This is a genomic window from Carnobacterium sp. (assembly GCF_032094055.1).
Classification (GTDB): Bacteria; Bacillota; Bacilli; order Lactobacillales; family Carnobacteriaceae; genus Carnobacterium_A.
Window position 1 is genome coordinate 1 of sequence record NZ_DAMDAK010000022.1, and the last position, 6,105, is coordinate 6,105.

Below are 6,105 nucleotides of genomic sequence, written 5' to 3' on the forward strand. Positions count from 1 at the left end.
GCGTGTTCTTATATGTTGGCGCAAGTCCTGAGGGTGAAAAAGCTTACCCTCATCATCATCCAAAATTTAAAATCAATGAAAAAAGCATGACGGTTGCTGCAGAAACAATGGGAACTTTAGTAATCGATTATTTGAAAAGAGGGAATGAAGAGTAGTGGAAACAGAATATAAAGGAAATAATAAACTGATATTGGGGATTGTATTAGGAGTAGTGACGTTCTGGTTATTTGCTCAATCAATGGTAAATATTGTGCCAGCTGTTCAATCAGATTTAGGCATTTCATCAGGAATTTTAAGCATCTCTATTAGTTTGACCGCTTTATTCTCAGGTATGTTTATGGTAGCCGCAGGAGGATTAGCTGACAAATATGGACGTGTTAAATTAACAAATATTGGATTGATTCTAAGTATCATCGGTTCTTTATGTTTGGTTGTAGCACAAGGTTCGGTTTTATTGATTGCTGGTCGTATTATCCAAGGGATTTCAGCTGCCTGTATTATGCCTTCTACATTAGCCTTGATGAAAACCTATTTTCAAGGAGCCGAAAGACAACGTGCATTGAGCTATTGGTCAATCGGTTCTTGGGGTGGATCAGGTATTTGTTCATTTTTTGGAGGATTTGTTGCAACGTATTTCGGATGGCGTTCAATTTTCATCATTTCAATCATTATTGCAGTGACGAGCCTGCTTTTACTTAAAGGCACTCCAGAAAGCAAAGTCACAGCTGTTGGCGAAAAGAAACCTTTTGACATTGGCGGACTGATCACTTTTGTCGTTGCTATGTTAACCATTAATATTGTAATCACTTCAGGAGCTTCTATGGGCTGGACAAATCCTGTTATTGTAGGCTTGCTTGTGGTATTTCTTATTTCAGCTCTCTTATTTGCGAGAATCGAAATGAAGCATACAAACAGTTTTATTGATTTTTCATTATTCAAAAATAAAGCGTATAGTGGAGCTACTTTATCTAATTTCTTGCTAAATGCTTCTGCAGGAACAATGATCGTTGCGAATACGTACGTTCAAATTGCCCGTGGTTTTTCTTCTTTCCAATCCGGCTTATTAACTATTGGTTATTTGGTATGTGTCTTAAGCTCTATTCGAATAGGCGAAAAAGTTTTACAAAAACTTGGTTCTCGGAAACCAATGATGGTTGGAACATTTACTGCAATTATCGGGATTGCTCTTATGACATTCACGTTCATACCTGGAATCGCCTATAATGTATTAGTTTTTGTTGGATTTGCCTTATATGGTTTTGGTTTAGGAATCTATGCAACACCTTCAACAGATGCTGCTATTTCAAATGCACCATCAGATAAAATAGGTAGTGCTTCTGGTATCTATAAGATGGCTAGTTCTTTAGGCGGTGCTATGGGAGTTGCATTATCTTCAAGTTTATTTAATGCCATTGGAACAAACGGAAATATGGAAATAGCTGGTTCAGCAGGATTATTGCTAAACGTTGCTTTCGGTATTGTTGCTTTGATCTCAATTATGATGACGGTACCTAAAGAAAAGACGGAATTAGTTAGGCAGTAAATGAAGTAAGTAAATAGCTTTACTGAACCAGTAATTTATTTTAGTATTTTTATAATAGGAAGGAGAAGGTATAATGTGATTACATGATGCCTTCTTTTTTTAATTAATATGGATTTGTGATCTCACAATTATCGTTAATCCTGAATAATTTAAAAGTTACTACTTATTCGAAAATAGCAGGCACAAAAATCAATTATGGAATCAGGAGTTTTGCAATGGATAAGAGGAAAAAATTTTTTCGAGAAATAACGACTATTAAAAAAACAGAAGATTCGTTGTTGCGTGTTTTTGGCGCGGGAGCTACGACTGGAATTATGCTCATGGCAGGTTACCTGCTGAACAATATGCAAATTGGAACTTTCGGAGCACTTGGAGCATTCGCGTTTTTGTATTATCAACCGATCCCGACAAGAGCACTAATACCACGTATTTTTAGAGTGGGAATCTGTCTGGTATTAAGCTTTCTTGCAGGAGCTTTGTCAACATTTATACCTTGGATGATTCCTATTACGATTGGGATAGTCAGTTTAATCAGTCTTCTAGCTTTCAGAATACTTAATTTGCCAAAACCTGGAGCTTTCTTCATCATCATGGTAAATTCTATGGGAACAGGATTAGCATTAGGTTTTTCAGAAATAATCTGGGCTGCAAGTTATGTGGCTTGTGGCGTCTTGACTGCAGTTTTGATGGCTTATTTAGTGGGTATAGCACATCGAGCTTTGATTAAAGAAAAAGAAGAATATACAACTGTAGCTTTTAAAACAAAATTTACCTATGCTCTAAAGCATGATCCGGAATTGTTGTTGTCTTCTATTCACCATGCAGGGATTATCTTCTTTGCTGCCTATTTGGGATCAGCTTTAGAATTGGGCAATCCATATTGGATAACGATTTCTTGTGCTGCTGTTCTCCAAGGCAGAGAGTTGATCGTCATTATGTATCGGAATATTCAACGGGTAGTTGGAGGTGTTTTCGGGCTGCTATTAGGGATGTTGCTATTTTCATTAGACCTTAACGTGATTCAGACGATTATTGTCATTACGATTTTGAATTTTTTTGTGGAGTATGCCATGGTACGCAACTATGGACTGGCTAATTTCTTTACAAATCCTCTAGCTTTACTGCTGGCAAATTTATCAAGTGGCGCTTTCGTGAATGAATTAGTAGGAAACCGTTTCATTGGATTGGTTTTAGGAAGTGTTATTGGATTGATCGGAGCTGCACTGATAGCAGGAGCTATTATGTTGTTTAAAGGGGAAAAAATTATTCCTGAAAAGCATCTCAAAGCTCCGAAAGAGGAAGATTAAAAATGGATTCTGACAAGTTATGTTTCGATTTAGTACTGGAAATAAAGATTATGTAATTTTCGTAAATAGGTAGTAACATGTAATCAAAGAATCCGTCCTAGCACAAATGATCATTCTTTTGTGCTGGGGCGGATTTTTAATAAGTAAACAGCAGGAAAGATAGAACGGTTGTACTATTAGGAGAGATTCAATAGAATATTTCTTGCATCATGTCTGTTCTAATCGATTGATTTTTCTGGTTAAGTTAAAGAAAAGCTTCCCGTAGAGAACTAAAATGACTAGGAAACAAATAGTTATTGGAATACCGCTGATAAGAGATTTAATAGTGAACATATTTGATAATAGAAGAAAAAGCAAGATAAACGACATAGACATTCCGAACCAGGTCCACTGCGCTCTCACTTTTTTTAATAAACCAATCATCGAATCTTTATCCGTAAAAATTTCAAGGTTTTGAGTTTCGTCTGTACTAAGCTTTCTGAAGTAAATCCAACTGCCTTGGAATATAGGATAGGAGTAAACGGCTTCCCAGCCTGCATCTTCAAAAATAGCTAAATACTCATCTAAATCTTCTAAAGATTCTTTATAATCAATTCGATAAATATAATTTTCCGGTTTACCTTGTTCAAAGTGGTACCGCAAGTTTTTATACTTCGTAAAATGCCAACCTTCTAAAGCCATATGATGCAAAAAGTCTTGTTCTTTTTCCAATTGATCCACTGTAATGAATTTAAAAACTTTTTTCTCCATGCTTATAGCCCTCCTTTAGAGTTGAAATAGAGTTCTTTAATACGTGCTTTTTCACTATCTAAAATTTCTTTTCCCGTGGGCGTGATTTGATAAATTTTTCGGTTGCTTTCTTCTTTTACGGGTTCGATCAAACCATCCTTTTTCATCTTTGATAACGTTCCATAAATGGTTCCTGGGCCTAATGAAATACGTTTTTTAGTCAGCTTTTCAACATGATCAATAATGGCGTATCCATGTTTTGGCGCAACTAAAGATAGGAGAATATAGAATGCTGTTTCAGTCATGGGAATATAAGAATTTTTCAATTTTTCATTGATCAATGTATCACACCTCGATATATTTGATGTGCATATTATATCATGATGCGATATAATTCGCAAGAATATAGTATCGTATCGCGATGCTATTTTTATCTTTAGTAGTATAAAATTTTTTTATACTATTTTCTAAAGGGTTTCTTATCCCTTGAATGGATGGTTACTATACATCAATATAAAAAATGGCAACTTACTAAAAATAAGTATTGCAATGTAATTTATTCTGTGGCATACTAAATAAGTACTTACGAAATGTAAGTAAGTAATTGATGGGTTACCTTCAATTAAACTAACATAATGGAGGAAACACATTGAACAGTAAGTCAATATTCACTCGAATGAGCGAAGCAATATTTGGGAAAAAATTACAAACAGAAGAAAAGGGGAAAAACAATATGAAAATCGGTATTATCTCAGGAAGCGTACGTGAAGGAAGAAACTCAGAAGCAGTAACGCAATGGATCCATAATTTTGCAGTAAACAGGAACGACGAGGGAGTAGAATACGAAATCGTTGAATTAGCAGATTATGATTTACCGTTATTAGGAGCTAAACTTTCTGAAGATCGTCAAGCCGCAGCAGGGGCAGCAATTCAAGCTTGGTCTGAAAAAATGGCTTCATTTGATGGATATGTATTTATCACTCCAGAATATAACCATGCATTAGGTGGAGCATTAAAAAATGCTTTAGATTACTTAAAACCAGAAGTAGCGAATAAAGCAGCAGCCATGGTCGGATACGGCAGTTTAGGCGGCGCACGTGCTCATGAAGATATGCGTTCTATCTTAGGTGAATTGAGCGTTGCTTCTGTTCATACAACAACAAACTTTTCTTTAATGACGGACTTTGAAAACATGAGTGTTTTCAAACCAAATGATTACAACAAAGTAAATGCACAAGGTATGTTTGATGATTTATTATTATGGTCAAAAGCTTTCAGCACGATTCGCTAAATTTAAAATTAGAATACCTATTAAACGCTCTTCAAAGCAGGCACGGTAAAACGTGCTCATTTTGAAGAGTGTTTTTTTGAAAAGAAAATAATCGATACTATCAAGGTGGTCGATGCTATTGATTGAAAGAAAGTGACACTAGTGTTACAATGAGTTTTAAAGAAAAGATTTATTATTAAAGGAGGATAAACAGATGTGGTTGCACATTCATTTAACAGCTTTTATATTGATATTTGTTGCTATTTTAGTAAAACTATTTAATCAAGACAAAGAAATGAAGACTCTTTTTATGGTCATTCGAGTCGTTTATTTAGTCTTGATTGCAACAGGGATTCGTTTAGCACTTTATACGTTTGATTCTCAAGCCGTATTAACAACAGTAAAAATCTTACTTGGATTAAGTACGATCGCTGTCTGTGAAATGGCTTTTGGTAAAAAGGGAACAAAGATGATGAAAAACCTGCTCGTTGGTTTATTAGTAGTAACTGCTATTGTCGGACTTGTTTTAGCAGGCGGACGTCCATTTATTTCTTAACGAAAATGAAAGAAAAAGAAGAATAAAAAGAACACCTAAAAAATTATTTTTTTTAGGTGTTCTTCTTTGTAAAATTATTTATTATGTATAGTATATTTTTGTATCACTGTAATACTTCGTTAATAAATTAAGTGAATTTTACTAAAACATGCTTGTAAAAAGGTAAAATGAATAGTATGGTTAAGAAAACGATTACAGGAGTGTGCATATGTCAAAAATATTTGAAATAAAAGATGAATTTTATTTAGACGGAGAAGAAGTAAAAATAGTTTCAGGAGCAGTTCATTATTTTCGAGTTGTTCCAGAATATTGGGAAGATAGATTGAAAAAGCTAAAAGCGATGGGCTGTAATACCGTGGAAACATACGTACCATGGAATCTACATGAACCTCACGAAGAAACATTTAATTTCGAAGGGATGTTAAACATAAGAGGCTTTATTGAAATTGCGCAAGAAGTAGGATTATGGGTAATTGTACGTCCTTCACCCTATATCTGTGCTGAGTGGGAATATGGTGGCCTACCAGGATGGTTGTTGAAATATGATGATATGAAAATTCGTTGTAATTATCAGCCTTTTTTAGATAAAGTAGATCGTTATTTCAATCGACTATTTAAAGAGATTATTCCGCTACAAATAAACGAAGGCGGACCAATTATCATGATGCAAGTTGAAAATGAATATGGTGGATATGGTAAC

At 34.8% G+C, this 6,105-nt stretch carries 7 protein-coding genes; 5 read left to right on the forward strand and 2 right to left on the reverse strand.

Annotation, left to right across the window (positions count from 1 at the left end; translation table 11 throughout):
- The first annotated feature begins 154 nt into the window (after positions 1-154).
- Together RT405_RS05135 and RT405_RS05140 are read left to right on the forward strand one after the other, a co-directional pair.
- On the forward strand, positions 155-1,543 hold the full coding sequence (locus RT405_RS05135; protein ID WP_313468134.1) for an MFS transporter: 1,389 nt from the start codon (positions 155-157) through the stop codon (positions 1,541-1,543).
- A 215-nt stretch (positions 1,544-1,758) separates the two neighbouring features.
- Positions 1,759-2,850, forward strand: coding sequence for an FUSC family protein (locus RT405_RS05140; RefSeq protein ID WP_313468136.1), 1,092 nt, complete (start codon positions 1,759-1,761; stop codon positions 2,848-2,850).
- A 207-nt stretch (positions 2,851-3,057) separates the two neighbouring features.
- Here RT405_RS05140 and RT405_RS05145 read toward each other — a convergent pair whose 3' ends face one another.
- Together RT405_RS05145 and RT405_RS05150 are read right to left on the reverse strand one after the other, a co-directional pair.
- Positions 3,058-3,600 (reverse strand): DUF2812 domain-containing protein, encoded by a 543-nt coding sequence (locus RT405_RS05145; protein ID WP_313468137.1) that lies wholly within the window; start codon positions 3,598-3,600, stop codon positions 3,058-3,060.
- 2 nt (positions 3,601-3,602) lie between these two features.
- Entirely contained in the window at positions 3,603-3,884 is a 282-nt protein-coding gene (locus tag RT405_RS05150; protein ID WP_396163312.1) for a PadR family transcriptional regulator, read from the reverse strand.
- 344 nt (positions 3,885-4,228) lie between these two features.
- Between RT405_RS05150 and RT405_RS05155 the strand changes: the two genes are divergently transcribed.
- The 3 genes from RT405_RS05155 to RT405_RS05165 all read left to right on the forward strand — a co-directional run.
- Positions 4,229-4,870 carry an NAD(P)H-dependent oxidoreductase gene (locus RT405_RS05155; RefSeq protein ID WP_313468139.1) on the forward strand — a complete coding sequence of 214 codons (642 nt, stop codon included), beginning with the start codon at positions 4,229-4,231 and terminating at the stop codon, positions 4,868-4,870.
- 193 nt (positions 4,871-5,063) lie between these two features.
- Positions 5,064-5,405: a DUF1516 family protein gene (locus RT405_RS05160; protein ID WP_313468140.1), complete on the forward strand. Its 342-nt coding sequence runs from the start codon at positions 5,064-5,066 to the stop codon at positions 5,403-5,405.
- A 208-nt stretch (positions 5,406-5,613) separates the two neighbouring features.
- A partial coding sequence (locus RT405_RS05165; protein ID WP_313468142.1) for a beta-galactosidase occupies positions 5,614-6,105 on the forward strand: 492 nt, incomplete at its 3' end.